The organism is Streptomyces sp. NBC_00490 (assembly GCF_036013645.1).
In the GTDB taxonomy this organism is placed as follows: Bacteria; Actinomycetota; Actinomycetes; order Streptomycetales; family Streptomycetaceae; genus Streptomyces; species Streptomyces canus_F.
Map to the genome: position 1 here is coordinate 2908957 of NZ_CP107869.1, position 24997 is coordinate 2933953.

General features: G+C 71.9%; 27 protein-coding genes. 11 read left to right on the plus strand and 16 right to left on the minus strand.

What is annotated here, in order from left to right; genetic code table 11:
- Positions 1-29: 29 nt before the first annotated feature.
- From OG381_RS13065 to OG381_RS13080, 4 genes are read right to left on the minus strand one after another with little or no spacing between them, the layout of a single operon-like run.
- Positions 30-1256: an amidohydrolase family protein gene (locus OG381_RS13065; protein WP_327716271.1), complete on the minus strand. Its 1227-nt coding sequence runs from the start codon at positions 1254-1256 to the stop codon at positions 30-32.
- Positions 1253-2539: an amidohydrolase family protein gene (locus OG381_RS13070; protein ID WP_327716272.1), complete on the minus strand. Its 1287-nt coding sequence runs from the start codon at positions 2537-2539 to the stop codon at positions 1253-1255. Before OG381_RS13070 ends, OG381_RS13065 begins: the two co-directional genes overlap by 4 nt.
- Positions 2540-2548: 9 nt before the next feature.
- Positions 2549-3433 (minus strand): SDR family NAD(P)-dependent oxidoreductase, encoded by an 885-nt coding sequence (locus OG381_RS13075; protein WP_327716273.1) that lies wholly within the window; start codon positions 3431-3433, stop codon positions 2549-2551.
- Positions 3433-4230, minus strand: a complete 798-nt coding sequence (locus OG381_RS13080; protein ID WP_327716274.1) for an acetoacetate decarboxylase family protein — start codon at positions 4228-4230, stop codon at positions 3433-3435. The genes OG381_RS13075 and OG381_RS13080 overlap by 1 nt, the downstream gene beginning before the upstream one ends.
- Positions 4231-4330: 100 nt before the next feature.
- Here OG381_RS13080 and OG381_RS13085 point away from each other — a divergent pair, with 100 nt between their 5' ends.
- The 5 genes from OG381_RS13085 to OG381_RS13105 all read left to right on the plus strand — a co-directional run bounded on the left by OG381_RS13085 (position 4331) and on the right by OG381_RS13105 (position 10010).
- Positions 4331-4936, plus strand: a complete 606-nt coding sequence (locus tag OG381_RS13085) for a TetR/AcrR family transcriptional regulator (protein WP_327716275.1) — start codon at positions 4331-4333, stop codon at positions 4934-4936.
- A gap of 160 nt (positions 4937-5096) precedes the next feature.
- Positions 5097-7691: an MXAN_6230/SCO0854 family RING domain-containing protein gene (locus tag OG381_RS13090; protein ID WP_327716276.1), complete on the plus strand. Its 2595-nt coding sequence runs from the start codon at positions 5097-5099 to the stop codon at positions 7689-7691.
- A 179-nt stretch (positions 7692-7870) separates the two neighbouring features.
- The gene (locus OG381_RS13095) at positions 7871-8857 is read left to right on the plus strand and encodes a DEDDh family exonuclease (RefSeq protein WP_327716277.1); all 987 of its coding nucleotides are present in this window, start codon (positions 7871-7873) and stop codon (positions 8855-8857) included.
- Between the two features lie 79 nt (positions 8858-8936).
- Entirely contained in the window at positions 8937-9170 is a 234-nt protein-coding gene (locus OG381_RS13100; RefSeq protein ID WP_079083468.1) for a hypothetical protein, read from the plus strand.
- A 48-nt stretch (positions 9171-9218) separates the two neighbouring features.
- Positions 9219-10010: an SURF1 family cytochrome oxidase biogenesis protein gene (locus OG381_RS13105; protein WP_327716278.1), complete on the plus strand. Its 792-nt coding sequence runs from the start codon at positions 9219-9221 to the stop codon at positions 10008-10010.
- A 35-nt stretch (positions 10011-10045) separates the two neighbouring features.
- On the opposite strand, the gene OG381_RS13110 is transcribed toward OG381_RS13105, so the two are convergent.
- The 4 genes from OG381_RS13110 to OG381_RS13125 form a co-directional block, all read right to left on the minus strand.
- Complete coding sequence (locus OG381_RS13110) at positions 10046-10981, minus strand: hypothetical protein (protein ID WP_327716279.1); 936 nt, start codon at positions 10979-10981, stop codon at positions 10046-10048.
- Positions 10982-11053: 72 nt separating this feature from the next.
- Positions 11054-11242 (minus strand): YbdD/YjiX family protein, encoded by a 189-nt coding sequence (locus OG381_RS13115; RefSeq protein WP_327716280.1) that lies wholly within the window; start codon positions 11240-11242, stop codon positions 11054-11056.
- The gene (locus OG381_RS13120; protein WP_443061892.1) at positions 11239-13341 is read right to left on the minus strand and encodes a carbon starvation CstA family protein; all 2103 of its coding nucleotides are present in this window, start codon (positions 13339-13341) and stop codon (positions 11239-11241) included. The genes OG381_RS13115 and OG381_RS13120 overlap by 4 nt, the downstream gene beginning before the upstream one ends.
- Before the next feature lie 98 nt (positions 13342-13439).
- On the minus strand, positions 13440-13655 hold the full coding sequence (locus OG381_RS13125; RefSeq protein WP_266829048.1) for a DUF3311 domain-containing protein: 216 nt from the start codon (positions 13653-13655) through the stop codon (positions 13440-13442).
- A 179-nt stretch (positions 13656-13834) separates the two neighbouring features.
- Here OG381_RS13125 and OG381_RS13130 point away from each other — a divergent pair, with 179 nt between their 5' ends.
- The 5 genes from OG381_RS13130 to OG381_RS13150 are packed head-to-tail and all read left to right on the plus strand — an operon-like array spanning position 13835 to position 18785.
- Positions 13835-15367, plus strand: coding sequence for a sodium:solute symporter family protein (locus tag OG381_RS13130; RefSeq protein ID WP_327716282.1), 1533 nt, complete (start codon positions 13835-13837; stop codon positions 15365-15367).
- Positions 15364-15933 carry an RNA polymerase sigma factor gene (locus tag OG381_RS13135; protein WP_327716283.1) on the plus strand — a complete coding sequence of 190 codons (570 nt, stop codon included), beginning with the start codon at positions 15364-15366 and terminating at the stop codon, positions 15931-15933. Before OG381_RS13130 ends, OG381_RS13135 begins: the two co-directional genes overlap by 4 nt.
- Complete coding sequence (locus OG381_RS13140; RefSeq protein WP_327716284.1) at positions 15930-16205, plus strand: hypothetical protein; 276 nt, start codon at positions 15930-15932, stop codon at positions 16203-16205. Before OG381_RS13135 ends, OG381_RS13140 begins: the two co-directional genes overlap by 4 nt.
- A gap of 34 nt (positions 16206-16239) precedes the next feature.
- Entirely contained in the window at positions 16240-18024 is a 1785-nt protein-coding gene (locus OG381_RS13145; RefSeq protein WP_327716285.1) for a glycoside hydrolase family 15 protein, read from the plus strand.
- Positions 18025-18029: 5 nt separating this feature from the next.
- Positions 18030-18785, plus strand: a complete 756-nt coding sequence (locus OG381_RS13150) for an SDR family oxidoreductase (protein WP_307032520.1) — start codon at positions 18030-18032, stop codon at positions 18783-18785.
- A 3-nt stretch (positions 18786-18788) separates the two neighbouring features.
- Here OG381_RS13150 and amaP read toward each other — a convergent pair whose 3' ends face one another.
- Genes amaP through OG381_RS13175 form a run of 5 tightly spaced genes read right to left on the minus strand, consistent with a single transcriptional unit; the run spans position 18789 to position 21096 of the window.
- The gene (amaP, locus tag OG381_RS13155; RefSeq protein ID WP_327716286.1) at positions 18789-19367 is read right to left on the minus strand and encodes an alkaline shock response membrane anchor protein AmaP; all 579 of its coding nucleotides are present in this window, start codon (positions 19365-19367) and stop codon (positions 18789-18791) included.
- 5 nt (positions 19368-19372) lie between these two features.
- Positions 19373-20035, minus strand: a complete 663-nt coding sequence (locus OG381_RS13160; protein WP_327716287.1) for a DUF6286 domain-containing protein — start codon at positions 20033-20035, stop codon at positions 19373-19375.
- A complete protein-coding gene (locus OG381_RS13165) occupies positions 20032-20415 on the minus strand; it encodes a hypothetical protein (protein ID WP_327716288.1) in 384 nt (127 codons plus the stop codon). The genes OG381_RS13160 and OG381_RS13165 overlap by 4 nt, the downstream gene beginning before the upstream one ends.
- Positions 20412-20603: a hypothetical protein gene (locus OG381_RS13170; RefSeq protein WP_327716289.1), complete on the minus strand. Its 192-nt coding sequence runs from the start codon at positions 20601-20603 to the stop codon at positions 20412-20414. The genes OG381_RS13165 and OG381_RS13170 overlap by 4 nt, the downstream gene beginning before the upstream one ends.
- A gap of 28 nt (positions 20604-20631) precedes the next feature.
- Complete coding sequence (locus OG381_RS13175) at positions 20632-21096, minus strand: Asp23/Gls24 family envelope stress response protein (protein ID WP_046257708.1); 465 nt, start codon at positions 21094-21096, stop codon at positions 20632-20634.
- Positions 21097-21181: 85 nt separating this feature from the next.
- Between OG381_RS13175 and OG381_RS13180 the strand changes: the two genes are divergently transcribed.
- Positions 21182-21880, plus strand: coding sequence for a nucleopolyhedrovirus P10 family protein (locus OG381_RS13180; protein ID WP_327716290.1), 699 nt, complete (start codon positions 21182-21184; stop codon positions 21878-21880).
- A gap of 4 nt (positions 21881-21884) precedes the next feature.
- Here OG381_RS13180 and OG381_RS13185 read toward each other — a convergent pair whose 3' ends face one another.
- The 3 genes from OG381_RS13185 to OG381_RS13195 all read right to left on the minus strand — a co-directional run bounded on the left by OG381_RS13185 (position 21885) and on the right by OG381_RS13195 (position 24965).
- Positions 21885-22679, minus strand: coding sequence for an enoyl-CoA hydratase/isomerase family protein (locus OG381_RS13185; protein ID WP_327716291.1), 795 nt, complete (start codon positions 22677-22679; stop codon positions 21885-21887).
- 129 nt (positions 22680-22808) lie between these two features.
- The gene (locus OG381_RS13190; protein WP_004002281.1) at positions 22809-23030 is read right to left on the minus strand and encodes a helix-turn-helix domain-containing protein; all 222 of its coding nucleotides are present in this window, start codon (positions 23028-23030) and stop codon (positions 22809-22811) included.
- 336 nt (positions 23031-23366) lie between these two features.
- Positions 23367-24965 (minus strand): ABC-F family ATP-binding cassette domain-containing protein, encoded by a 1599-nt coding sequence (locus OG381_RS13195; protein ID WP_307032507.1) that lies wholly within the window; start codon positions 24963-24965, stop codon positions 23367-23369.
- Positions 24966-24997 lie beyond the last annotated feature (32 nt).

The following is a 24997-nucleotide window of genomic DNA, read 5'->3' on the forward strand; positions in this document are numbered from 1 at the left end:
CCCGGGGGCCCTCCGGTCCGCACCGACGCTCACCAGACCCGTACCGACGCCCCCTTCGCGAACACCGGGCTCGTGGCGTCCGCCGGCGGCTCGGTGAGCGGCTCGGCGATCTCCTCGACCGTCGGGCCCACCTTCGCCGCGATGGGGTCGAGGAGGTCCAGGTCGAAGCCGTACACGCGCGCGGCGTTGCCGCCGACCATCGCGGCGACCTCCTCGCGGGGCACGCGCGCGTACGCGAACCTCAGGGCCTCCCGCGAGTACGGATACGTCCCCTCGTCGTGCGGATAGTCGCTGCCCCACATGATCTTGTCGATGCCGATCCGGTCGCGCAGCGGCACCTCGTGCGGGCGCATGAAGCTGGCGCCGACGAAGCAGTTGTCGCGCCAGACCTCGGAGGGCGCGTTGCCCATGCGGGCGGCCAGGCCCGCGCCGAACTTGGACTCCGCCGTGGACGCCCGCGTCGCGGCGGCGACCAGGCGCCCGTGGTAGTAGTCCAGCATCTCCAGCACACCCGGGATCCACCCAGACCCCTGTTCGGTGAGCACGAGCCTCAGCTGCGGGTGACGGCGGAAGGCGCCGCCGAACACCAGGTGCCACAGCGCCCGGTGCGAGAACCAGGTCGTCTCCACCATGAAGACCGCGCGCGCCGCCGGTTCCTCGCCGAGCGGCGGGGAGGCCGAGCCCGCGTGGTGGTTGACGGGGACGCCGAGCTCCGCGCAGACGGCCCAGATGGGGTCGTACGTCGACGAGTAGAGTTCCGGGAGACCGCTGCCCGGCGGTGTGCCCGGCAGCAGCAGGCCGCCCTTGAGGCCCGCCGCGACGGATCGCCGGATCTCCTTCACCGCCTCCTCGACGTCGTTGAGCAGGATCTGGAAGACGCCCGCCCGCCGCCCCGGGGCCGCCGCGCAGAAGTCCGCCAGCCAGCGATTGTGGGCGCGCAGACCGGCCCAGCGGTGCTCGAACTCCCCGGCGTCCGGGGCGGGCGCCATGAGCGAGCCGGACGGGAAGAACGGCGGGATGGTGTTGGGGAACACCACCTCCGCGACGATCCCGTCCTCCTCCAGCTCCGCGAGCCGTCGCTCGGAGTTCCAGTTCTTGTCGGCGGTGTCGGCGAGCAGGTCCTCGTAGGGGTTGACGTACGTCGCCGCCCACGCGTCGAACTCGTCGTGGTACCGCCGCTCCAGATAGGGCTTGTAGTCCAGCAGGTCGGCGCCCGCGTGGCAGTCGGCGGAGATGACCGTGTAGCGATCGGTCACGGCGTCACCCCCAGGGCCGGGAAGTCATGGTCGGTCAGCCAGTGCCGGCCGACCTCGCGCGAGCGCGCCCAGGACGCCTCGACGGCCGCCTGGTCGGCGGACTGGCCGAGTTCGGCGGGGGTGGGGCCGATACGGCGGGCGAGCGGGGTCAGCTTCGCCACGTCGAAGCCGAAGACCTCGGCCGCGGCCAGCCCCAGCATGCGGCGGGTCTCCGCGACCGGGATGTCGTGGAAGGTGCGCCCGAGCCACGCGCGCGTGTCGGGCCAGGTGCCCTCGGGGTGCGGGAAGTCGCTGCCCCAGAGGATGTTGTCGACGCCGATCTCGTAACGCTGGGCGAGTTCGCGGCGCTTGGTGTTGGTCGCGCAGATGAAGACCTGCCGGTCGAGGTACTCGTGGGGCGGACGCCTCACCTGCTGGAAGGGGGAGAGCTTCTTGCCGCCGTGTGCGCCGAGGTAGAGGCGGTCCATGAACCACAGCAGGTTCGGCAGCCACCAGCAGCCCGACTCGGCGACACCGAACTTCAGCCCCGGATGGCGTTCGAAGACGCCCGACCAGAGCAGGAACCACAGCGGTCGCGCGGGCCACCAGGTGACCTCGGAGACGAAGATCCCGAGGTGGTCGCCGTACTCGTGGCGCGGCGCGGCGCCGGAGTGGGTCATCACCGGCATCCCGCATTCGGCGGCCGCCGCCCACACCGGGTCGTAACGGTGGTCGTGGTAGGGCTCCTTGTCGACCCACATGGACGGGATCATCAGCGCGCCGAGCCCGGTCTCCCTGGCCCGGTACACCTCGGCGACGACCTGCTCGGTCGGGGCCGTGACCGGCAACAGGGCCACCCCGCAGTGCCGTTCGGGGTGTTCGGAGACGAAGTCGGCGAGCCAGCGGTTGTGCGCCCGCGCGCCCGCCATGCCGAGTTCCGGATCCTGATCGCCGGAGAGCCCGAGCCCCACCCCGAAGGGCGCGGCGGTCTGGCTGTCGACCGCGTCGGCGTCCGGGAAGACGACCTCGGCGGCCACCCCGTCGCCGTCGAGCTCCTTGAGCCGCTGCGCGGTGTCCCAGCCCCCGCGCAGGCCCTCCTCGTTGTCCTGGAACCACTTGTTCGCGAACGCCTCGTTGCGGATGCCGAGCCGGGTCATCTCCTCGCGGCGCCGGTCGCGCCCGGCGAGGAAGTCGTCGAACTCCCGGTGGAAACGGGAGTCCAGATAGGGCCGGTACTCCTCGGTGGGCAGTCCGGCGTGGCAGTCGGAGGAGATGATCAGGTACGGGTCGTCCTGGTCGGTCATCGCAGCCCCTCAGTCCAGGATGAAGCTCTCTAGGTACGACGGGTCGGCGCGGTCGAGCATCGACTGCGCCCGCGCCCTGATCTGGGCGTCACTGTGCTCGCTCGGCGGCAGCATCCAGAAGCGGTCCGCGCGGATGCCGTCGACGACGGCCTCGGCCACCTCCTCCACCGGCGTGAACTGCACCTGCCGGCCCGCCTCCTTCATCGCGGCCTCCCACTGGTCGAGGCTGCGGTACGGCGTCCGGCGCGGCCGTTCCTTGGCGTACCGGTCGGGCCGGTTGCGGTGCGACTCCCACAGGCCCGTGCGGAGCATGTGCGGGCCGGGGAAGAGGACGGAGGCGCCCACGCGTGCGTGCTCCGCCTTGAGGTGGGCGTACAGGGACTCGGTCATCGTCACGACGGCCGCCTTGGTGACGGCGTACACGGAGGCGGTGGGCAGCGGGGCGATACCCCCGTCGCCGGAGGACGTGTTGACCACGTGACCGGGTCGACCCGACGTGATCATGCGGGGCACGAACGCCTGGATGCCGTGGAAGACACCCCATACGTTGACGGCGAACGCCCACTTCCAGTCGTTCGGCTCGTGCTCCCACATCCGGCCCTCGGCGCCCGAGCCGACCCCGGCGTTGTTGCACAGCACGTGGACGGCCCCGTACGTCTCGTAGGCGAAGTCCGCCAGCTCCAGGACCTGTTCGCGCTCACCGACGTCCACCACGCGCGCGTGCACGTCCGCGCCGTCCGCGCGAAGCCCCGCCACGGCCTTCTCCAGGGCGCCCTCCTCGACGTCCGCGAGAACGACCTTGAGCCCTTCGGCGGCGAACCGCCGGACCATCGCGAGGCCGATGCCGCTCGCCGCGCCGGTGACCACGGCGACCTGTCCTTCCGCGAGGTCCATCACGCACTCCCCTCGGGAGGCGCGTCGAGGACCTGCGCCGGATCGTCGTAGCGCTGATGGATGTACGGCAGCAACGCCCGCGCGTCGACCCGCTCGATCACCTTGCCCCGCTGGTCGCTGGTCTTCTCGCCGATGGTGATCTCGACGAGGCGGCACACCGGGAGGTCGGCGACCGGGTCGTACATCGACTCGCGCAGGACGACGTCGCCGGTGATCCGCTCCAGCTTGCGGACCTTCTCGTTGCGCACACAGCGCACGAGCACGGGGTCGGAGTCGAAGCCCGAGCCGTCCACGGCGGGCAGGAACTTGAAGTAGAAGTCGGTCTTCCGGACCGGCTCCGGCGGCGGCAGTTCGCCGGCGACCGCGCCGCGCACCTCGACGAAGGCGATGCCGTGGCGGGCGAGGAACGCGCGGACGGTCAGGCCGTCACGCTCGACGACCACCTCACCGAGCTTCTTGGGTTCCCCGAACACCTCACGGCCGCCGACCAGGGCCCGTTCGTGGGTCATCGGCATGACGAGGGGATACCAGCCCTCGACGCCGTCATGGGCCGCGGCGACCGCGAACGAGCCCGCGCCGAGCGGATATCCGGGCAGGTCGACCTTGCTGATGTTGACCCGGGCCAGCGGCCGGTCCGTGGGTTTCAGAGGTGGTGGCAGGACCGCCGCGAGCGCGTCCGGGTCGGTCTCCCAGACCGCCACCACTCCGGTGGACCAGATGTCGGGGAGCCTGGAGCTCGCGGTGCGCGCGGCGGTGATCTCCGCCTCGGTCCGTGCGCCGTACCGTACGCGTGCCATGCCGTACCGCCCTTCTTCTGATGGGCCGTCACCTGTAACACAGTTACAGCACTCGTCCCGCAGGGTAAATAGGCATGCACGAGACGGACTTGGGGGCACCATGGCGAGACCGTCGCTCACCCGGGACGAGGTCCTGGACACCGCCGCGAACCTGGTGCGGCAGCACGGCCCCGAGGCGCTGACGATGCGCAAGCTCGCCGCCGAACTGGGCACCGCCGTGACCTCGATCTACTGGCATGTCGGCAACCGGGAGTCGTTGCTGGACGCGCTCGTGCAGCGGACCGTGGCCGACCTGGGCGAGTTCCGGCCGGTCGGGCGCACCCCGGCCGAGCGGGTCGTCTCGCTGGCCCGCATCCTGCGCCGGCGGCTGCGCGCCCATCCGCATCTGATCGCGATGGCACACGAACGCGGCCTGACCGAGCGGATGTTCCTGCCCGCGCGGGAGGCGCTGGTGCGCGAGGTGCACGCGGCCGGGCTGCGCGGCGCCCGGGCGGCGGAGGCGGTGCGGGCGGTGCAGTTCCAGGTCGTGGGCTTCGTCCTCGTCGAACGCAACCGGGAGCGCGCGCCCGTGCAGCATCCCGCGCAGGAGACGACCGGCTACGACGACCCGGAGCTCACCCGCGCCTTCGCGCGGCCGGTGAACGAGGAGCGGCTGTTCGTCACGTCCGTGCGGGCGTTGACGCGATCGCTGCTCGAAGACACATGACGCAAACAAATAAGTGGCGCCGTACAGACGGCTCTTCTACATTCGTGATCGCGGGGGCGGCTCCGCAAGCGTGCTTCCTTCTCCCTTTCCGACGCTGACAGCGCGCTCACTCCCCGCCCCTCGCCTTCTTCCTCTCTTCCTTCCCGCCGGGGGCCTCCGCTTGTCCGTACTGTCGTCCGTGCTGCTCCGCCGCCTTCGTACCGTCTACGTCGACCAGGCCGGGCCACGCCCGGGCGACCCGTCGACGACGCCAGGGCTCGTCGCGCTCGAAGCCGAGCTGCTGGACCGGGGATTCGCACCGACGGCGGAGCTGCGCGCGGCGCTCGCCTGGCTGGGACCCGCCGGCCTCGGGGACGCGGGCCGGCAGCTGGTCGGGCACATCGACGCCGAACTGGGCGCGGACCGCACCCATATGCCGATGTTCCGCAGCTTCCCGGCCTCGGTGCCGGACGACACGTTCCAGCTGTACGTCGACCGGATCTTCACCCTGCTGCTGCAGTGGCCGACCCAGCCGTGTGTGCTGTGCGGCACGGTCGGCAGCGTGCACCCGGTGTCGCCGTGCGCGCATCTGGTGTGCCGGGAGTGCTGGGACGGCGCGGACTACGCGGGCTGCCCGGTCTGTCATCGCCGTATCGACCGGGCCGACCCCTTCCTGAAGCCGGAGCACCCGCGCCACGAGCGCGAACTCGCCGTCGGTCCGCTGAAGTTGCTCGCCCTCGGAGTGGACGCGAAGGCGGACGCGGTCCGGGCCCTGCTGAAACTGCTGGCCCGTCGTACCCCGCTGCCGCCGCAGGACCGGGACGACGTGCGGATCCTGCTGGCGCACGCACCGGCCGACCTCGGCTGGTTCCCGGCGGACATCCCGGTGCGGCAGACGAAGGCGCTGGTCCTCGGCACACTGCTGCGCGACCGGAACACGCGCGTGACGGCGACCGGGCTCCTCGCCACGCATCTGACGACCGCGACGGACGTGCTGCGGTTGCTGTGCGTGTGGTCGGGCGGCGAGGCCGATCTGCTCGCCCCGCCCCGTATGCGCTCCCTGCCGCGCGCGCTGCGCCGAGACCTGCTCGGCACACTCGACGGCCTGGCGGTGCCCTCGCTGGTCGAGGACGTGCTGCGGCACCCGGGCGCCTGGAAGCGCGCCGCCGAGATCCTGCACCCCTACGAACAGCACGCCCGCCATCCCCGGGCCGCGCTCGCGTTCGCCGTCCTGCGCGGCACGGACACGTCCGAGGGCGCGCTCGGCGAGGCGCTGCTGCGGACCGCCGCCGGACACCCGGACGCGGTGCGGGTCGACGGCGTCCGCGTCAGGCCGGCCACCTGGGCGGCAGGCGTCGAACAGGCGCTGCACGAGAAGGACATGACGGCCGCCCTGGAGCTGCTCGCCCAGCGGCCGGGCGAACTGCTGCGCAGGCTCGACCATCTGCTGCGGCTGCGCGAACTCGACGTACTGCCACAGGGGTTCGGGGACGTCCTGCGCCGTGTGCTGCCCAAGGCGGGGCCGGGTCCGCTGCTGGCCGCGCTCGGCCGGATGCGGATCCGTCATCTGCCGGGCGGGCGGCGGGTGTTCTTCCCCCGCGGGCAGGTCACCCACTCCTTCACGATCGACGACACGCGCGTGCCGCTGTCGTCGGAGGTGACGGACGGGGTGTGCGCGCTGCTGGAGGCCGAGGCGCTGCGCCGCCTGGCCGACGGGCCCCGGCTCGACCTGGCCGTGCTGGACTCGGCGCTGACCGGTCTCGCGGTGCCGGCCGCCGAGAGCGCCGCCGCGAAGGCGCTCGTGACGGTGCCGCGCGGCAGCACTCAGCCGCTGCCCGAGGGGGAGGTCCTGCGGCTCTTCCTGCACTGGATGGAGCCCGCCGGCACCCGGGTGGACCTGGACCTGTCGGTGGCGCTGTACGACGAGGAGTGGAAGTTCGCGGGTCTGTGCGACTACACCAACCTCGTGTACGAGGGCCGTTCGGCGGTCCACTCCGGTGATCTGGTCTCGGGGCCCGCGCCGGACGGGGCGACCGAGTACGTCGACCTGGACCTCGGTGCGCTCGCCGACCGCGGGGTGCGGTTCGCGCTGCCCGTCGTCTTCAGCTTCAACGACGTTCCGTTCGAGGCGCTCCTGGACGCCTTCGCCGGCTTCATGGCGCTGCCGTCCGCCGCCCTGGAGGACCGTGACGCGTCCTACGACCCGCGCACGGTCCGTCAGCGGTACGACCTGGCGGGCGACTCGCGCATCCACGTCCCGATGCTGGTCGACCTGGACCACCGCACGTTCCTGTGGACCGATCTGCATCTGCCGGCCGCCGAGGGCTTCCATAGTCTGTACGCGCACGGGGCCGACCTGGGGCGGGTCGCCGAGGACCTGCATCAGTACTTCTCCTGCGGCCGTACGACCCTGTGGGACCTGGCCGTATGGCGGGCGACCGCGCGGGGCGACGAGGTCGCGGTGGTACGGCGCGCGCCGCATCCGCGCGCGGTGGACGAGCTCTGGCACTACCGGCGGCACATCGGGGAACCGGACACGGAGTTCGCGGCACGCGTGCGTGCCCTGGAGCCGCCGGAGAGCCGGCGGCCGTCCGAGGACGCCGACGCCCTCGCGGGTGAAGCGGCCGCGAAGAAGCAGGTGTTCCTCGCGTTGGTCCACGGCGCAGTGGCCCCCGAGGGTGCGGCCGGATCGGTGTACCGGCTGCTGCCGGGGCCCGTCGACGGCTGCGGTCTGGAGGCGCTGACGGCGGGGGACCTGGTCGCGGCGCTGGGGTGAGCGGGCGGGCCCGGCGGACAACTGCCGGGCTTCGGTGCGAGATTGGTGGCCCTACGCGCGCGTGCGTACGGTTCCTCACGCCTGTGTACGAACTCACGGCACCGCCCGCCGCCGCACACCGGCCCCTCTCGGCCGGGTGCGCGCGGCGCTGTCAGTGAGGGCCCGTATCCTCAGGGACCATGCTCGAAGACCAGTCGACCGCAGCGTCCTCCCCCACAACGTGGCCGGCCGCGTATCCGCAGGGGTACGCGGTCGTCGACGTGGAGACCACCGGCCTCGCCCGGGACGACCGGATAATCTCCGCGGCCGTCTACCGGCTGGACGCCCACGGCGAGGTCGAGGACCACTGGTACACGCTGGTCAACCCGGAGCGCGACCCCGGCCCGGTGTGGATCCACGGTCTGACGAGCGATGTGCTTCAGGGCGCGCCCCTCTTCCCGGACATCGTCGAGGAGTTCTCGTCCCGGCTGGACGGCCGGGTGCTCGTCGCGCACAACGCGGTCTTCGACTGGCAGATGATCGCGCGGGAGTACGCGCGCGCGGAGCGCGAGGCTCCGGTGCGCCAGCGGCTGTGCACCATCGCGCTGTCCAAGGAGCTGGCCCTGCCGCTGCCCAACCACAAGCTGGAGTCGCTGGCCGCCCACTTCGGCGTCGTACAGCAGCGCGCGCACCACGCGCTCGACGACGCGCGCGTGCTCGCGGAGGCGTTCCGGCCGAGCCTGAGGGCCGCGGCCGAGGGCGGCGTACGGCTGCCGCTGCACGAGTGCCGGCCGCTGACCGAGTGGACGGACCGGGCCGTGCCCCGGCAGCAGCAGTCGAGCTACGGCAGCTACCGGCCCACCAGTTGGCGCCCCGCCCGCAAAAGGCCCGCATGCCCCTATCCCAACCCGGGCCGTTACGAAGAGGGCAAACCGCTCAAGCAGGGCATGCGGATCGCCTTCTCCGGAGACACCTCCACCGAGCGCGACCTCCTGGAGGACCGCGCGATCGAGGCCGGGCTGCACGTGGCCACCAGCATCTCCCGGCTGACCAGCCTGCTCGTCACCAACGACCCGGACTCGGGCACGTCCAAGGTGGTCAAGGCCCGCCAGTTCGGCACACCGGTCGTCGACGAGGCGGCCTTCGGGCAACTCCTCGGCAATGTGGCACCGGCGTCGCGGGGATGACCGTACGGACGGGTGATTGCGCCGCGACTCGCCCGCCGCCGCCTCGCCCGCGCCGGACCGACGGCCCACCCTGTGGCCCATGGCGACTTGCGAAGTATGCGGAAACAACTACGGCATGACCTTCGAGGTGCACGCACAGGGAGCAGTGCACGTGTTCGACTGCTTCTCCTGTGCGATCCACCGCATGGCCCCGATCTGCGAGCACTGCCGGGTGCAGATCATCGGCCAGGGCGTCGAGGTCGAGGGCCACTGGTTCTGCGGCGCCCACTGCGCCCGCGCGGAGGGAAAGGTGGGCATCGTCGACCGCGTCTGACCACACCCCTGTGCGAACACCCCATGGCCCGAGTTGTACGGTCATGGGGTGTACCGCTTCCTGTTGTCCCGGCAGTGGGTGATCCTCACGCTGGTCGCCCTCGTCCTCATCCCCACGATGATCCGGCTGGGCATCTGGCAGATGCATCGCTACGACGAGCGCAGCGCCCGCAACCAGCTGGTCTCCGACGCGCTGTCCGCCGACCCGGTGCCGGTGGAGCGGATGACGGCCGCCGGGCACACGGTCACCAGCAAGGAGCGGTACCGGTCGGTGACCGCGACGGGTCGCTTCGACACCGATGACGAGCTCGTCGTCCGCCGCCGCACCAACTCCGACGACGAGGTCGGCTACCACGTCCTGACCCCGTTCGTCCTGAAGGACGGCAAGGTGCTCCTGGTCAACCGCGGCTGGGTCCCCACCGGTGCCACCCAGAGCGCGTTCCCGAAGGTCCCGGCACCCCCCGCGGGCGAGGTCACCGTCACCGGGCGGCTGATGCCCGACGAGACGACCGCGGCGAGCGGCATCAAGAACCTCAAGGGTCTGCCGGGCCGCCAGATCATGCTGATCAACAGCGAGCAGGAGGCCCAGCGCCTCGGCAAGCAGGTCCTCGGCGGCTACATCGCCCTGACCACGCCCGAGCCCAAGGGCGACACCCCGGAACTGCTCGGCAGGCCGGGCAAGGAGAACGCCCCGCTGAACTACGCCTACGCCTTCCAGTGGTGGCTGTTCGCCGCGGGCGTCCCGATCGGCTGGATCGTCCTGGTCCGGCGCGAGCTGCGGGACCGCCGGGAGGCGGCGGAGAAGGAGACAGCGGAGCAGGCGGAGCCGGCGGCGGTCTGAGACGGGCGACGCCGGTCCCTGCCCCTCTCTCCTCCTCACACCTCCTGCCGGTCGCGCCAGTAGAGAAACGTGCGCTCCGGCGCCGGCAGCAGCTCCCACGGATGCCTCGTCATATGGCGCCCGATACGCCGGAAGACGGGTGCGGCCTCGTTCGGGCGGTGGGTGCGGACCAGGGCGAAGGCGAGGAGGTTGAGGTCGGCGACGGCCTCGGCATGCGGCGTGGCGGCGGTGCGGAACCAGCCGGCCAGCGCCGTCTCGATCTCCTCGGCGGCCCGGGCCTCGTTCCAGTGGGCGTCGGCCCCGAGCCCCGTCCGCCCCCGCAGGTTCCGGTGCGCGACCAGTTCGACGCGGGCCGCCAGGGGAAGCAGGGCCAGAGGTGATCCGTGCGGTGCGCGGGCGGCCGCGTGCGCGGCGAAGTCCGTCATGGCGGTGACCGTGCCGGGTCCGCTCGGCGACAGATGGTGCAGCAGCCGGTGGTAGGCGCCCCGGTGCCAGGGTGCGCGCTGGACGGCCTGGGTCCACACCGGCACGGCGTCCCGGACCGGGGCGGCGTGCGCGTACATCACGTCCAGCAGGGCCAGCCACGGGGTCGGGTCCTCGGGGCAGGCGTCGGCGGCACGCAGGCACGCCTGTTCGGCCTCCCGGGCGGCGGCCCACCCCTCGGAACCGGCCCGCGCGGACCGTACGCAGGCTCGCAGCACCAGGGCGTCCCCGTCGCCGGGCCGCTCGGCGGTCCAGCGTTCGCAGACCGCGGGCGGCAGCTCGCCCGCCAGTACGGACATCCGGTGCCACCGGCGGTCCCAGTCGCGGCCCGTGTCGCGCAGCAGGTCGACCGGCTGCCACGGGGGGCGGGTGCGGCCGGCGCCCAGGCCGTGCAGCTGAGGGGTGGGGCGCAGCTCCGTCAGGGTCGTGTGCAGCGCGTCGTCGTCGAGGGCGGGGCGGACCAGCAGGGCGGGGCGGCGTCTGAACATCTCGGTCCCGGAGGTGAGTCGTCGGGGACCGCGGGGCGGTGTGCGCGCCCCGCGGTCCCCCGGCGGTGGAGGTCAGCAGCAGCGGCCCTGCGGGTGGGCCTCCTGGTGCCGGGTGCGCAGCACCTGGTAGTCGCGCCGGGTCGGTACGGGGGCGAGCGGGTGGTGGCGGAGCCGGTGTTCGCAGTAGCGGTCGTACTCCGTCTCCCCGGTGAGCTCCCGCAGGTACCAGCGGACGGCCCGCGCCCAGCGCCGGACGCTCATGACCGCGCTCCGGCCAGCGGTGCCTCACCGGCCTGCTCGGGCATCTCGATGCGGGACTCGACGTAGGGCGCCTCGCTCGTCGGCAGGGTGCCCGGTGCACGGACGGCCCGGACGCACACCACCGCCGCGTTGACGATCACGACCGCGACGAGCAGCAGGAACAGGGCGATCAGTACGCCGTCGACGGTGGAGTTGGTGACCACGGTCCGCATGTCGTCGAGGGACTTGGCGGGCGGCAGCACCTGGCCGGCGTCGATGCCGTCGGCGTACTTGGCGCGCTGGGCGAAGAAGCCGACGCGCGGGTCGTCGGAGAAGATCTTCTGCCAGCCGGCGGTGAAGGTGATCGCGACCACCCAGGCCAGCGGGACGCCGGTGACCCAGGCCCAGCGCAGCCGCCCGGACTTCACCAGGACCGTGGTGCACACCGTCAGGGCCACGGCCGCCAGCAACTGGTTCGCGATGCCGAAGAGCGGGAAGAGCTGGTTGATCCCGCCGAGCGGGTCGGTGGCGCCGCTGTGGAGGAAGTAGCCCCAGGCCGCCACGACGAGTCCGCTGCACAGCCAGATGCCCGGCTTCCAGTTGACCCGGCCGACCGGCTTCCACACGTTGCCGAGCATGTCCTGGAGCATGAAGCGCCCGACCCGGGTGCCCGCGTCGACGGTCGTGAGGATGAACAGCGCCTCGAACATGATCGCGAAGTGGTACCAGAAGGCCTTCATGGCCGTCCCGCCGAAGACCCCGGAGAAGATCTCGGACATGCCGACCGCGAGGGTCGGGGCGCCGCCGGAGCGGGCGATCAGTGTCTGCTCCTCGACCGCCTTGGCGGCCTGTGTGAGCTGGTCGGGCGTGATGGTGAAGCCCAGGCCCGCGACCGCGTGGGACGCCGACTCGGCCGTCGTGCCGAGCAGTCCCGCCGGGGCGTTCATCGCGTAGTACAGCCCCGGTTCCAGGGTCGCCGCGGCGATCAGCGCCATGATCGCGACGAACGACTCCATCAGCATGGCGCCGTAGCCGATCATCCGGATCTGCGACTCCTTCTGGATCAGCTTCGGGGTCGTCCCGGAGGAGACCAGGGCGTGGAAGCCGGACAGGGCACCGCAGGCGATGGTGATGAAGAGGAAGGGGAACAGCGAACCGGCGAAGACCGGGCCCGCCCCCGAGGAGGCGAAGTCGGTAACCGCGTCCGCGCGCAGCACCGGGGCGGCGACCACGACCCCCACCGCGAGCAGCGCGATCGTGCCGATCTTCATGAAGGTGGAGAGATAGTCGCGGGGGGCGAGCAGCATCCAGACCGGGAGGACGGAGGCGACGAAGCCGTAGCCGATGAGGCAGAGGACGAGGGTCGTCGGGCTCAGGGTGAAGGCCGAGGCCAGTGAGGACTCCTGGACCCAGCTGCCGCCGACGATCGCGAGCAGCAGCAGGACGACACCGATGAGGCTGGTCTCGACGACCCGGCCCGGGCGGATGCGGTGCAGCCAGAAGCCCATGAACAGGGCGATCGGGATGGTCATCGCGACGGAGAAGGTGCCCCACGGGGAGTGCGCGAGGGCGTTGACCACGACCAGGGCGAGCACCCCCAGCAGGATGATCATGATGGCGAAGACCGCGATCAGCGCCGCCGTGCCGCCCGCCCGGCCGATCTCGTCACGGGCCATCTGCCCGAGCGATGTGCCGTCCCGGCGCATGGACAGGAACAGCACGACCATGTCCTGCACCGCGCCCGCGAAGATCACTCCGGCGACGATCCACAGCGTGCCGGGCAGATAGCCCATCTGGGCCGCGAGGACCGGGCCCACGAGCGGTCCGGCGCCGGCGATCGCCGCGAAGTGGTGGCCGAGGAGCACCCGGCGGTCGGTGGGGTGGAAGTCGACGCCGTCCTCCAGGCGCTCGGCCGGGGTGGCCCGGCGGTCGTCCGGTTCCAGGACGCGCCGCACGATGAAGCGGGAGTAGAAGCGGTAGGCGATCGCGTACGAGCCGAGCGCGGCGACGACCAGCCAGACCGCGGAGATCTTCTCCCCGCGGGCCAGCGCGAGGACGCCCCAGGCGACCGCGCCGAGCAGTGCGACGGCGGCCCACAAGAGGATCGACCGAGGTGACATTCGTGACTTTTCAGGCGCCTCGAGGGCAGGCTGAAGGGCGGTTTCGGGCATGGCGGCTCCTCACCGGAAACGGTGGAACGGGAAAGGCGGTAAGAGACTCAGCGGCGATGTCGGTCCGTCAGCGCGTACGCCGCGAGCAGACACAGACCGCACCCCGGCACCCAGGCGAGCTGGTACCAGTAGAAGAACGGCGTCCCCGCGAGCCGCGGCTCGGCACCGGCGTACAGCGGAACCCACAGCAGTCCCGCGGCGGGTGCGAGCAGCAGTACGGCGATCGCGACGCGCCGTAGCCGGTGATGACCGGTCCGTGCCATGACCTGCGCTCCTCTCCCCTTCGCTGTGGGTCTGTGCAAGAGTTGCCCACCCGTCGCAGACGGTTGACAGCGAATGCCCAGAAGATTTTCCGCCGGTTCCCTGTCATCCGAACCGGCCGCACGCGCAACTCTTGCGCGAGGGTCAAGCCACACCTGCGGGCACACCAAGGACGGTGACCATGGCCGACAGCGCCATGACCGCGACGTTCCTCGCCGTGATCGGCGGAGCGTCGCTGCTCGCCGTGACCGCGCGCCGGCTGCACCAAAGCGACCGGCTGCCGTCCCTGGAGGGCTGGGCGCTCGCCGACCGCGGCCTCGGCCCGGTGTGGACCTGGCTGCTGCTGGGCGGCACGATCTTCACCGCGTACACCTTCACGGCCGTACCGGGACTGGCGTACGGCAACGGCGCGGCCGCCTTCTTCGCGGTGCCGTACACGGTGATCGTCTGCCCGATCGCCTTCGTGCTGCTCAGCCGCCTCGGGGAGGTGGCCCGGCGGCACGGCTACATCACCGCCGCCGACTTCGTGCGCGGCCGCTACGGTTCGGCGCCGCTGGCCCTGGTGGTCGCGCTGACCGGGATCCTCGCGACCATGCCGTATCTGGCGCTCCAGCTGCTCGGGATACGGGCGGTGCTGACCGCGGGCGGCGTCTATCCGCGGGGCGCGGCCGGTGATCTGGTGATGGTGGCGCTGTTCGCGGGCCTCGCGGTGGCCACCTACCGGCACGGACTGCGGGCACCCACCGTCATCTCCGCGCTCAAGGCGGTCGCCGTCTTCGTCTCGCTCACCGCCGTCACCTGGCTGGTCCTGGAACGGCTCGGCGGCCCGGGCGCCGTCTTCGACGGAGCCGCCGAACGCCTCGGCGGCCCGGCACTGCTCCTCTCCCCTGAGCAGCAGCCCTCCTACGCCACCCTCGCCCTCGGCTCCGCCCTCGCCCTGCTGATGTACCCGCACGTCCTGACCGCCGCCTTCGCCGCCGACAGCCCGCGCACCCTGCGCAAGGTCGCCGTGGCCCTGCCCGCCTGGACCGGACTGCTCGCCCTCTTCGGGTTCCTCGGCATCGCGGCGCTCGCGGCGGGCGTGCGGGCACCGGAGGGCGGCGCCGAGACCGCCGTACCGATGCTGGTCGACCGGCTGATGCCGGGACCGCTCGCCGGGCTGGTGTTCGGGGCGATCACCGTGGGGGCGCTCGTCCCGGCCGCGGTGATGTCGATCGCGGCGGCCACCAGCTTCGTGCGCAACGTCTACGTCGAGTACGTGCACCCCACCGCCACGCCCAAGCGCCAGGTGCGCATCGCCAAGGCGGTGTCGCTGACGGCGAAGGTCGGCGCGGTCGCGTTCGTGTTCGGACTGCGCGACCAGGACGCCGTCAACCTCCAACTCCTCGGCGGGGTCTGGATCCTGCAGATCTTCCCGGCCGTCGCCGTGGGCCTGTTCACCGGCCGGCTGCATCCACGGGCGCTGCTCGCCGGATGGGGCGCGGGGATGCTGTCCGGCACCTACCTGGTCGTCCGCGAGGGGTTCTCGTCGGTCGGCACCGGCCCCTTCCAGATCTACGCCGGCCTCACCGCCCTCCTGCTGAACCTGACCGTCGCCGCGATCGGCACCGCGGTCCTCGAACGACTCGGCGTCCCGCGCGGCGCCGACCTGACCGATCTGCCGTCGCGTCTGAGCCTCGGCCGGCGCCCGGAGACGGGAGCGAACAACCCGTGAGACAGCACCTGAGACACACCACCTCCGTACCGGTACCGCTCACCCCCGCGGCAGCCGATCCGGCCGAGCGGGAACGCGAGGCGGGCGTGGCCCGGCTCTTCGAGCAGCACTACGCCTCGATGCTGCGGCTCGCCGTGCTGCTCGGCGCCGACGACCCGGAGAACGTGGTCGCCGAGGCCTACTACCAGATCTACCGCAAGTGGCGGCGGCTGCGGGACACCGAGGCGGCGGAGGCCTATCTGCGCTCCACCGTCTGCAATCTGACCCGGATGCGGATACGGCACCTCCAGGTCGCCCGCAGACATGTGGAGAACCCCCCGGCCCCACTGGACGAACTCGTCGCCTCCGCCGAGAGCACCGCGCTCCTCCACGACGACCAACGCGTCCTCATCGACGCCCTCCAGCAACTGCCGCCCCGGCAGCGGGAGGCGCTGGTGCTGCGACACTGGCTCGGTCTGAAGGAGAGCGAGATCGCCTCCGCGATGGGGATCTCCTGCGGCTCCGTCAAGACGCACACGGCACGCGGCCTCGCCGCCCTGACCCAGGCGATGGAGGCCCGGCGATGAAGGACACGACTCCGGACCGCACCGAGCGGGAACTCGAAGAGGCGCTGGCCGCGTTGGCGGGCGGTGTGCACGCGGCCCCCGACGCCTATCGCACGGCACGCGGCGAGTGGCTGCGCCGCGAACGCCGCCGCCGGCTCGTCCTGGCCGTACTCATCGCGGTCGTCTTCGCGCTGGCGACGCTGATCGGCCTGTGGGTGCTGAACCAGGCGCCCACGGATCCGGGGGTCATCTTCTCCGACACACAGGTGTCACTCCCCCGGCCCTCCCCCTGATTGTCGCCGGGGTTCACCGGGAACCCGCACTCCCGTGCCCCGTATCGAGGATTACGCCCTGATCGGCGATGAACAGACAGCGGCCCTGGTCGGCAAGGACGGCAGCGTCGACTGGCTGTGCCTGCCACGCTTCGACTCCGCCGCCTGCTTCGCCAGACTGCTCGGCGACGAGGAGAACGGCCATTGGCGCATCGCACCCAAGGGCGCCGACGGGGAGTGCACCCGCCGCGCCTACCGCCCCGGCACCCTCGTCCTGGACACCGAATGGGAGACGGACGAGGGAGCGATACGCGTCACCGACCTGATGCCACAACGCCACCAAGCTCCCGACCTCGTACGCGTCGTGGAAGGTCTCAGCGGCCGGGTCACCGTGCGCAGCACGCTCAGGCTGCGCTTCGACTACGGCTCGGTCGTGCCGTGGGTACGCAGGTCCGACGGACACCGGGTGGCCGTGGCGGGGCCCGACTCGACGTGGCTGCGCAGCGAGCCCCCGGTCCGCACCTGGGGCGAGCACTTCGGCACGTACTCCGAGTTCACCGTCGAGGAGGGCGAGAAGGTCGCCTTCGTGCTCACCTGGCACCCCTCGCACGAGCCGCGCCCCGCGCTGGTCGACCCGTACGAGGCGCTGGAGTCCAGCGTCGCCGACTGGCAGGCGTGGGCGGCGCGCTGCCGCTACGACGGTCCGCACCGGGACGCCGTGGTCCGTTCCCTGATCACCCTGAAGGCGCTCACCTACCGGCCGACCGGCGGCATCGTGGCCGCGGCCACCACCTCGCTGCCCGAGGAACTGGGCGGGGTACGCAACTGGGACTACCGCTACTGCTGGCTGCGCGACTCCACGCTCGCCCTGAGCGCCCTGGCGTCGTGCGGCTACCTGGAGGAGGCCGAGGCCTGGCGGAACTGGCTGCTGCGCGCGGTCGCCGGCGACCCCGCGGACCTCCAGATCATGTACGGCCTCGCGGGCGAGCGGCGGCTGCCCGAGTACGAGCTGCCCTGGCTGTCCGGTTTCGCCGGCTCCAAGCCCGTCCGGATCGGCAACGAGGCCGTGAAACAGCTCCAACTGGACGTCTACGGCGAGGTCATGGACTCGTTGTCGTTGGCCCGTCGTGCGGGCCTGCCCGCCAAACCGCACATGTGGTCCCTGCAGAGCGTCCTGCTGGACTTCCTCCGGTCCTCCTGGCGCCAGCCGGACGAGGGGCTGTGGGAAGTGCGCGGCGGTCGCCGCGACTTCGTCCACTCGAAGGTCATGGTGTGGGTCGCCGCCGACCGCGCGGTGCGCGCCCTGGAGGCCTACCCGGAGCTGAGCGGCGACGTGGACGCCTGGCGCGCGCTGCGCGACGAGGTGCACGACGAGGTGTGCGAGAAGGGCTACGACGCCGAGCGGAACACGTTCACCCAGTACTACGGCTCGCGCGAGCTCGACGCGTCCCTGCTGCTGATCCCGCGCGTCGGCTTCCTGCCGCCCGACGACCCCCGGGTCGTCGGCACCGTCGACGCGATCCGCGAGGAGCTGGACCACGGCGGTTTCGTACGGCGGTACAGCGTCGAGGGGATGCCCGTGGACGGGCTGCCGGGCGGCGAGGGCGCGTTCCTGGCGTGTTCGTTCTGGCTCGCCGACGCCCTCCACATGACGGGCCGCACGCAGGAGGCACGGGACCTCTTCGAACGGCTGCTGGCGCTGACCAACGACGTGGGGCTGCTGGCCGAGGAGTACGACCCGGTGGGCGGCGTGCAGCTCGGCAACTTCCCGCAGGCGTTCAGCCACATCGGTCTGGTGAACACCGCCCTCGCCCTGTTCGGGGGCGAGGAGGCAGGATAGGAGCCATGGATCTTGGACTGAAGGACCGCGTGTACGTCGTCACCGGGGCCACGCGTGGCCTCGGCAACGCGTCCGCGCGTGAGCTGGTCGCCGACGGGGCGAAGGTCGTTCTCACCGGGCGCGACGAGAAGCGGGCCGCCGACGCGGCCGCCGAGCTGGGACCCGGCGCGGTCGGGGTGGCCGTCGACAACGCCGATCCGGAGGCGCCCGCACGGCTGATCGCGGCCGCCCGGGAGAGCTTCGGCGGCTTCGACGGCATCCTCATCAGCGTCGGCGGCCCCGCGCCGGGCTTCCTCGCGGACAACACGGACGAGCAGTGGGCCGCGGCCTTCGAGTCGGTGTTCCTCGGCGCGGTGCGGCTCGCCCGTGCGGCGGCGGCCGAGCTGGAGGCGGGCGGTGTCATCGGGTTCGTGCTGTCGGGCTCGGTGCACGAGCCGATCCCGGGGCTGACCATCTCGAACGGGCTGCGGCCGGGGCTCGCCGGGTTCGCGAAGTCCCTCGCGGACGAGTTGGGGCCGCGCGGGATCCGGGTCGTGGGGCTGCTGCCGTCCCGTATCGACACCGACCGGGTGCGCGAGCTGGACGGGTTGTCCGCCGATCCGGAGGCCACGCGCGCGGCCAACGAGTCGAGGATTCCGTTGCGCCGGTACGGGACGCCGGAGGAGTTCGGGCGGACGGCGGCGTTCCTGCTGTCGCCGGCCGCCTCCTACCTGACCGGGATCATGGTGCCGGTCGACGGTGGGATGCGGCACGGGTTCTAGACGTCAACTGACCCTTTCCGCACGGTGCTTGACCGCCTTCATGCGGACCTCCGCCGGCAGTGACGCCAGCCCCGCCGAGTTCCGCGCGTGCGTCAGCGACTGCGTCGTCAGATGGCTCAGCGCCGTCCCGGGGTCCACGTGCGGTTCCAGCAGGAGCCGTACGCGGGTCTGCGGGGCGTTGCGCCTGCCGGTCAGCCGGACGTGGGCGTGGGACACGCCGTCCAGCTCGGTCGCGTCGTCGGCCAGTACGCCTTCCAGGGCGCGGCCCCGCAGCAGCGCGCCCTCGCCGTCGCCGGTGTCCACCAGGACCTCGGTCAGCCGGTGCCGGCGCAGGTTCGCGGTCAGCCACCACAGGGCGAGCAGGACGAGGACGGCCAGTACGGCGAGGACGGTCGGCCACCACCAGCCGTGGTGCTCCCAGCGGGTGCGTTCGGCGTCGTCGAGCAGGACGTCGTGGGGGCCGTCGTGGATCCACCAGGACGGCGGGTTCAGCCCAAGGCCCACTGCCAGCACCGCACCGCCGGCCACCAGCAGGACGAGTCCGGCCACCCCGAGCACGACACGGTTGACGATCCGCAGCATCGGACTCACCCCTTCTTTCCCGGCCGCCGTACCCGCACCGACAGCGCGGGCGGCCTGGCCAGACCGAGCCCGCTGATCGCCTCGGCCAGCGTGGCGTCCAGGTCGGCGCGTACGTCGTCCAGTTCACGGAAGTGCGCGATCGCGCCGACGTCGGCCTTGGCGCGGGTCAGGCGTACGCGTACCGACTGGACGCCGGCGACCTCCACCGCCCGGTCGCGCAGGACCAGGGCGGCGGCCTCGCGGTGGAGCCCGGCGCGGACGTCGGCCCCGGTGCGCCGCATCGGCAGGACGCCGCGCAGACCGGGGGTGGCGGCGAGGACGATCAGCCAGACGCCCAGGGCCGCGGCGACGCCGGCGCCGACGAGGACCCAGGTGTCGTCGAGGGGGCGTTCGGCGAGTTGTGCGGCCAGCTCCCGGCGCCAGCGCATGGCGGGCTGCTCGGCGCGGACCGCCGTGATGTCGTAGAGGAAGAATCCGGCGACCACCGCGAGCAGCAGCGCGACGATGCCCGCGGGGACGCGCCGTGCCGACCAGAAACGGCCCTCCGGCGCGCCCTCCGGTACGGGTGGGGGTTCGTACTCCCCGATGTCGGTGTCGGCCGCCTTCTCCAGCACCGGCAGTCGTTGTGTGGTGCCTTCCGTGCCCTGTGAGCCCTGGGGCTCGCTCATCGCGTCCTCCCCTGTGCCGGACCGTGCGCCGGGGTCAGGTGCAGTCGTTCCACGTGGACGACGACCTCCGACACCTCCATTCCCACCAACGCGACTACCCGCTCCCCCACATGACGACGCACCCGCGCACAGCGGGCCCCGATGTCGGCGGGGTAACCGAGTTCGAGGTGGACCCGCACGCGGGCGGTCTCGCGGTGGACGACCACGGTGGCGTGCGGGCGTGCGGACCCCGCGGGGAGGTCGCCGACCGCCTCGCCCGCCGCCTGGGAGGCGATCTTCGCCACGACCCGGTCGGTGATCCGGGTCGCACCGCGCTCTCCGGGCGGGACGACGGTCAGCGGTCTGCGGAGCTCACCGGAGCCGGTGCTCACCAAGGTCACCGCCGGTCACGGCGGCTGTCGCGGGTACGGAAGAAGTCACCGAGCTCCAGGTCGCCCTCCAGAAACCGCCCGACGACGAAACCGACGGCGCCCAGCGCCGCCACCAGGAGGAAGGCACCGAAGCCGCCGAAGTACCCGGCGAAGCCCAGCGCCATGCCGGCGATCAAGCCGACCACGGCCATGCTCATCCTGCGCTCCCCTCAGCTCTCGGCGGACTCACTGGAGCCGGGACTCCGGCTCTTCGTCCTCTTCCTCGGGCAGCTTCACATCGCTCACCGCGATGTTGACCTCGACGACCTCGAGGCCGGTCATCCGCTCCACCGCCGCGATCACGTTCTCCCGTACGGCGTGGGCCACCTCGTTGATGGACACGCCGTAGTCGACGACGATCTCCAGGTCGAGCGCGGTCTGCACCTCGCCGACCTCGACCTTCACGCCCCGGGTCACGGACTTCGCCCCGCCCGGCACCCGGTCTCGTACGGCCCCGAAGGTACGGCTCAGCCCGCTGCCCATAGCGTGCACGCCGACCACGTCCCGGGCGGCCAGTCCGGCGATCTTCTCCACGACCCCGTCGGCGATGGTGGTGCGCCCGCGTGTCGCCGGGTCCCCGCCGCCGCGCTTGGTGGGCTTGCGCGGCTGCACGCCGGTCTCCACCTCGGGAGTCTGCGTCATGTCAGTCATCGCGGTACATCCCTTCGATCGTCTCCTTCGACCACCGTAAGCGGGGTTGCGCCGTCGCGCGCCTGTGATGCGGCAGGCTGGGGGTATGACGGCGGACCGGTGGGCGCAGACAGTGCGGCATCAACTGGGGCTCGGCAGGCTGCTGCCGCTGGGCGGCGCGCACGAGGGCGCGTGGATCGCGGAGGAGGCGGCCGAGGCGGTGCTGCGGCGTGCGGTACGGGAGGTGCGCGGCGTACGGCTGGACCGGGCGCGGATCTCCCTCGCAGACCCGGAGGACGTGCACGACCCCGTCGTACCGCCTCCGCCCAGTGCGCTGCCGCCGGGCCCGCTGCGGGTGACGGCGGAGTTCGCGGCGACGGCGGACGAGCCGCTGCCGATCACGGCGGCCCTGCTGCGCACCGCCCTGGCGACGGCGGCGACGGAGCGGCTGGGGCTGACGGTGACCGAGGTCGACCTGCGGGTGACGTCCCTGCTGGACGAGGCACCGCAAGCCGGTCCCGTACGGCGGCCGGAACCGCCGTCGGCCGAGGCGGCCGGCGATCCCGTGGCCGCCGCGGCGCTGTCGGTGCCCGGTGTCACCGGGCTGACCGCCGCGCTGGGCCGTGCGGTGCACGTCGAGGAGCGGCAGGGCGAGGCGGCCCTGCCGCGGCCCCATGTCCGGGTGGAGGTGGCGGTGGACGCGGAGCACCGGGCGGTGGATGTCGCCCGGGAGGTCCGCCGAGAGGTGGGGAAGGCGCTCCCCGGTCACCCGACGGTGGCGGTGCTGGTCACCGCCGTCGGGTGAGGGTTCACTCGCCCACGCCGGCCAGGTCCCGCAGACGGCGCGTCTGAGCGGCGCGCTCGGCGGCGCGCTGCTCGTCGTAGGTGCGGTCCTGCGCACCGCGCAGCAGGGCCTTGGTCTCGATGACGGCGTCCCTGGGGGCGGCCAGAAGGGCCGCGGCCAGGTCCTGGACCGCGCCGTCGAGTTGGTCGAGCGGTACGGCGATGTTGGCGAGGCCGGTGTTCACCGCTTCCTCGGCCGGCACGAAGCGCCCGGTGGCGCAGATCTCCAGCGCCCGGGCGTAGCCGACCAGCGAGACGAGCGGATGCGTGCCCGTGAGGTCCGGGACCAGGCCCAGGCTGGTCTCGCGCATGGCGAACTGCACGTCGTCGGCGACGACGCGGAAGTCGCAGGCCAGCGCGAGCTGGAAGCCCGCCCCGATGGCATGCCCCTGGACGGCGGCGATGGACACGACGTCACTACGCCGCCACCAGGTGAAGCCCTCCTGGAACTCCGCGATGGCAGCGTCGAGTTCGGCGTCACCACTGCGGGCGAGGTCGATGAACGACGGCTCGCCCTCGATCCCCTCCGGCGTGAACATCTGCCGGTCGAGCCCCGCGGAGAAGGACTTGCCCTCTCCACGCAGCACGACGACACGGACGGAGCCGGGCACGAGCCGACCGGCCTCGGCGAGCGCGCGCCACAGAGCGGGGCTCTGCGCGTTGCGCTTGGCGGGGTTGGTCAGCGTCACCGTGGCGAGCGCGTTGTCGACGGTGAGCCGTACGCCGTCCTTGTCGAGCAGGGGAACGAGTTCCTGGCCCATGGGGCGCCTCCGATGAGTGCGGTCATCCTCCGTGCCACATGGCACGGCTAAGTGACTGCACAGTAACCACCCGGACGATCGGAAGACCGACCGGGTGGCCACCATCGAAAGCCGAGGGGCCGCCCGGAATCAGGACGACGCGGCCTTCTTGCCCCGGGTCGCGCCGCCACGCCCACGGAGCGTGACGCCGGACTCGCTGAGCATCCGGTGGACGAAGCCATACGAGCGGCCGGTTTCCTCGGCCAGCGCTCGGATGCTCGCACCGGAGTCGTACTTCTTCTTCAGGTCTGCCGCGAGCTTGTCGCGCGCGGCGCCGGTTACCCGGCTGCCCTTCTTCAGAGTCTCGGCCACCCGTGCCTCCTCATGGGAAGTGCGCTCTGGTCCCCTCATGATCACCCCTCCGGGGCTTCATGGCCACCCATTCGGCAAGGTCCGTAAGACAAGGTTGTGACGACAGGAGCGCGTCCCCACATACGGAATCCATGATTCCGCGGCGAGCCGTTCGTACCGCCGAACGGGTTCTTTTGTGAAGTGCCTGGTCAGAGACGCGGCGCGGCCGAGCCCTTGTCGATAAAGGGCTCGGCCGCGAATTGGATGTAGGACACACCTCGGTACGAGGAGATCTCACACAGATGATGGATCACCGGTAGGCCGAATGATCCATACCTAGTTGATCAACGAGTTCGATCAAGCGAGGGCGACGAGGTCCGCGTAGTCGGAACCCCACAGATCCTCGACCCCGTCCGGCAGCAGAATGATCCGCTCCGGCTGGAGCGCCTCGACGGCGCCCTCGTCGTGGGTGACCAGGACGACAGCGCCCTTGTAGGTGCGCAGCGCGCCGAGGATCTCCTCGCGGCTGGCCGGGTCGAGGTTGTTGGTGGGCTCGTCCAGAAGCAGCACGTTCGCCGAGGAGACGACCAGGGTGGCGAGGGCCAGACGGGTCTTCTCACCGCCGGAGAGGACCCCGGCGGGCTTGTCCACGTCGTCGCCGGAGAACAGGAAGGAGCCCAGCACCTTGCGGACCTCGACCAGGTCCAGGTCGGGGGCGGAGGAGCGCATGTTCTCCAGGACCGAGCGCTCCGGGTCGAGGGTCTCGTGCTCCTGGGCGTAGTAGCCGATCTTGAGCCCGTGGCCGGGGACGACCGCGCCGGTGTCCGGCTGCTCGGCACCGGCGAGGAGCCGGAGCAGGGTCGTCTTGCCGGCGCCGTTCAGCCCGAGGATGACGACCCTGGAGCCCTTGTCGATGGCCAGGTCGACATCGGTGAAGATCTCGAGCGAGCCGTAGGACTTCGACAGTCCCTCGGCCGTCAGCGGGGTCTTGCCGCAGGGCGCGGGGTCGGGGAAGCGGAGCTTGGCGACCTTGTCGGAGACCCGCACCGCGTCGAGCCCGGCGAGCAGCCGGTCGGCGCGCTTGGCCATGTTCTGCGCGGCGACCGTCTTGGTGGCCTTGGCGCGCATCTTGTCGGCCTGGGAGTGCAGTGCGGCGGCCTTCTTCTCGGCGTTCTGCCGCTCGCGCTTGCGACGCTTCTCGTCCGCCTCGCGCTGCTGCTGGTAGAGCTTCCAGCCCATGTTGTAGACGTCGATCTGGGCGCGGTTGGCGTCCAGGTAGAAGACCTTGTTGACAACCGTCTCGACCAGGTCGACGTCGTGGGAGATCACGATGAAGCCGCCGCGGTAGGTCTTGAGGTAGTCGCGCAGCCAGACGATCGAGTCGGCGTCGAGGTGGTTCGTGGGCTCGTCGAGGAGCAGGGTGTCCGCGTCCGAGAACAGGATCCGCGCCAGCTCGATACGGCGGCGCTGACCGCCGGAGAGCGTGTGCAGCGGCTGGCCGAGCACCCGGTCGGGCAGGTTCAGCGCGGCGGCGATGGTGGCGGCCTCGGCCTCGGCGGAGTACCCGCCCTTGGTGAGGAACTCGGTCTCCTGGCGCTCGTACTGGCGCAGGGCCTTCTCACGGGTGGCGCCGGAGCCGTTGGCGATCCGCTGCTCGTTGTCGCGCATCTTGCGGATCAGTACGTCGAGACCGCGCGCGGAGAGGATCCGGTCACGGGCGAGGACGTCGAGGTCGCCGGTGCGGGGGTCCTGCGGGAGGTAGCCGACCTCGCCGGAGCGGGTGATGGTGCCGCCGGCCGGCTGGCCCTCGCCTGCGAGGCACTTGGTGAGGGTGGTCTTCCCCGCGCCGTTGCGGCCGACCAGACCGATGCGGTCGCCCTTGGCGACACGGAAGGTGGCGGACTCGATGAGTACTCGGGCGCCGGCGCGCAGCTCGATACCGGAGGCGGAGATCACGGACAGACTCCAGGGCAGGTTGTTTGGCGGTT

Coding starts and splice junctions, on each gene's coding strand:
- OG381_RS13175 (WP_046257708.1), bottom strand. CDS start 21,096: ATGACTGACATGACGCAGACTCCCGAGGTGGAGACCGGCGTGCAGCCG.
- OG381_RS13140 (WP_327716284.1), top strand. CDS start 15,930: ATGAAGGACACGACTCCGGACCGCACCGAGCGGGAACTCGAAGAGGCG.
- OG381_RS13115 (WP_327716280.1), bottom strand. CDS start 11,242: ATGAGCGTCCGGCGCTGGGCGCGGGCCGTCCGCTGGTACCTGCGGGAG.
- OG381_RS13110 (WP_327716279.1), bottom strand. CDS start 10,981: ATGTTCAGACGCCGCCCCGCCCTGCTGGTCCGCCCCGCCCTCGACGAC.
- OG381_RS13125 (WP_266829048.1), bottom strand. CDS start 13,655: ATGGCACGGACCGGTCATCACCGGCTACGGCGCGTCGCGATCGCCGTA.
- OG381_RS13160 (WP_327716287.1), bottom strand. CDS start 20,035: ATGAGCGAGCCCCAGGGCTCACAGGGCACGGAAGGCACCACACAACGA.
- OG381_RS13070 (WP_327716272.1), bottom strand. CDS start 2,539: ATGACCGACCAGGACGACCCGTACCTGATCATCTCCTCCGACTGCCAC.
- OG381_RS13150 (WP_307032520.1), top strand. CDS start 18,030: ATGGATCTTGGACTGAAGGACCGCGTGTACGTCGTCACCGGGGCCACG.
- OG381_RS13170 (WP_327716289.1), bottom strand. CDS start 20,603: ATGAGCATGGCCGTGGTCGGCTTGATCGCCGGCATGGCGCTGGGCTTC.
- OG381_RS13130 (WP_327716282.1), top strand. CDS start 13,835: ATGGCCGACAGCGCCATGACCGCGACGTTCCTCGCCGTGATCGGCGGA.
- OG381_RS13085 (WP_327716275.1), top strand. CDS start 4,331: ATGGCGAGACCGTCGCTCACCCGGGACGAGGTCCTGGACACCGCCGCG.
- OG381_RS13185 (WP_327716291.1), bottom strand. CDS start 22,679: ATGGGCCAGGAACTCGTTCCCCTGCTCGACAAGGACGGCGTACGGCTC.
- OG381_RS13075 (WP_327716273.1), bottom strand. CDS start 3,433: ATGGACCTCGCGGAAGGACAGGTCGCCGTGGTCACCGGCGCGGCGAGC.
- OG381_RS13100 (WP_079083468.1), top strand. CDS start 8,937: ATGGCGACTTGCGAAGTATGCGGAAACAACTACGGCATGACCTTCGAG.
- amaP (WP_327716286.1), bottom strand. CDS start 19,367: ATGCTGCGGATCGTCAACCGTGTCGTGCTCGGGGTGGCCGGACTCGTC.
- OG381_RS13080 (WP_327716274.1), bottom strand. CDS start 4,230: ATGGCACGCGTACGGTACGGCGCACGGACCGAGGCGGAGATCACCGCC.
- OG381_RS13120 (WP_443061892.1), bottom strand. CDS start 13,341: ATGTCACCTCGGTCGATCCTCTTGTGGGCCGCCGTCGCACTGCTCGGC.
- OG381_RS13095 (WP_327716277.1), top strand. CDS start 7,871: ATGCTCGAAGACCAGTCGACCGCAGCGTCCTCCCCCACAACGTGGCCG.
- OG381_RS13180 (WP_327716290.1), top strand. CDS start 21,182: ATGACGGCGGACCGGTGGGCGCAGACAGTGCGGCATCAACTGGGGCTC.